Consider the following 1618-nt stretch of genomic DNA (forward strand, 5'->3'; position numbering starts at 1 on the left):
GGACCGGAGGGGGTGGGGATCCGCTAAGGTGGGCGTCAGCCCCTCACGTGGCGCTATCTGACTGAACTCCCCCAGGGCCGGAAGGCAGCAAGGGTAGGTTGGCTCTGGCGGGTGCGTGGGGGGCCCTTTGCGTTCCGGGGGCCATTGACGACGCGTTGATCCACGGGCGGTGTTCCGGCGGGTCCGAGCTGTGCGGTTGCCCTCGCGTGAGCCGTGTGGGGCCGGTTGTCAGTCGGCCCCGATAACCTCGTAGGTGTGTCGTCCCTTGCGCTGTACCGCCGCTACCGCCCCGAGTCGTTCGCCGAGGTCATCGGTCAGGAGCATGTCACTGACCCGCTCCAGCAGGCCCTGCGGAACAACCGGGTCAATCACGCGTACCTGTTCAGCGGGCCGCGCGGCTGTGGAAAGACGACCAGTGCGCGCATCCTCGCCCGCTGTCTGAACTGCGAGCAGGGGCCCACGCCCACGCCGTGCGGGGAGTGCCAGTCCTGCCAGGACCTCGCGCGCAACGGGCCGGGATCCATCGACGTCATCGAGATCGACGCCGCTTCGCACGGTGGTGTGGACGACGCCCGTGATCTGCGCGAGAAGGCGTTCTTCGGGCCCGCCTCCAGTCGTTACAAGATCTACATCATCGACGAGGCGCACATGGTCACCCCGGCGGGCTTCAACGCCCTGCTGAAGGTGGTCGAGGAGCCGCCGGAGCATCTCAAGTTCATCTTCGCGACCACGGAGCCCGAGAAGGTCATCGGGACGATCCGGTCGCGTACGCACCACTATCCGTTCCGGCTGGTGCCCCCGGGCACCCTGCGCAGCTATCTCGCCGACGTGTGCGGGCGGGAGAACAGCCCCGTCGAGGACGGCGTCCTCCCGCTCGTCGTGCGCGCCGGGGCCGGGTCCGTGCGTGACTCGATGTCCGTCATGGACCAGCTGCTGGCCGGTGCTGGCGACGACGGTGTGACATACGCCATGGCCACCTCGCTCCTCGGGTACACGGACGGCTCGCTGCTCGACTCGATCGTCGACGCCTTCGCCGCCGGCGACGGGGCCGCCGCCTTCGAGGTCGTGGACCGCGTCATCGAGGGCGGCAACGACCCGCGTCGGTTCGTGGCCGATCTCCTGGAGCGGCTGCGGGATCTGGTGATCCTCGCCGCCGTGCCGGATGCGGGGGAGAAGGGGCTCATCGACGCGCCCGCCGATGTCGTCGAGCGCATGCAAGCCCAGGCCTCCGTCTTCGGCGCCGCCGAACTCAGCCGCGCCGCCGACCTCGTCAACGACGGGCTCACCGAGATGCGCGGCGCCACCTCACCGCGCCTCCAGGTGGAGCTGATCTGCGCCCGGGTCCTGCTGCCCGCCGCCTACGACGACGAGCGGTCGCTGCAGGCCCGGCTCGACCGGCTGGAGCGCGGGGCATCGGCCGCCGCTGCCGCCTCGTTCGCCGCCCCGCCTGCTGCCGCGGCGCCGATGGGGTACGTCCCCGGGCCCGAGGCCCACGCCCCCGTGGCTCCCGCCGGACCGGACGCGGCCCGTGCCGCCGTACGGGGCGAGGCACCCCCGGCCGCGCCTGCCGCCTACGCACCTCCCGCGGCGACGCCCGCCCCCGCCGCCTACGCAGAGC

General features: G+C 71.7%; 1 protein-coding gene and 1 other RNA gene. Both read left to right on the top strand.

Annotated features, from left to right (window positions below; genetic code table 11):
- Positions 1 to 34 precede the first annotated feature (34 nt).
- Positions 35 to 131: signal recognition particle sRNA small type (ffs, locus tag JS521_RS35575), an RNA gene on the top strand.
- Between the two features lie 124 nt (positions 132 to 255).
- On the top strand, positions 256 to 1618 hold a 1363-nt coding region (locus JS521_RS35580), incomplete at its 3' end, for a DNA polymerase III subunit gamma and tau (RefSeq protein WP_205086978.1).

The organism is Streptomyces durocortorensis (assembly GCF_016901035.1).
GTDB classification, from domain to species: domain Bacteria; phylum Actinomycetota; class Actinomycetes; order Streptomycetales; family Streptomycetaceae; genus Streptomyces; species Streptomyces durocortorensis.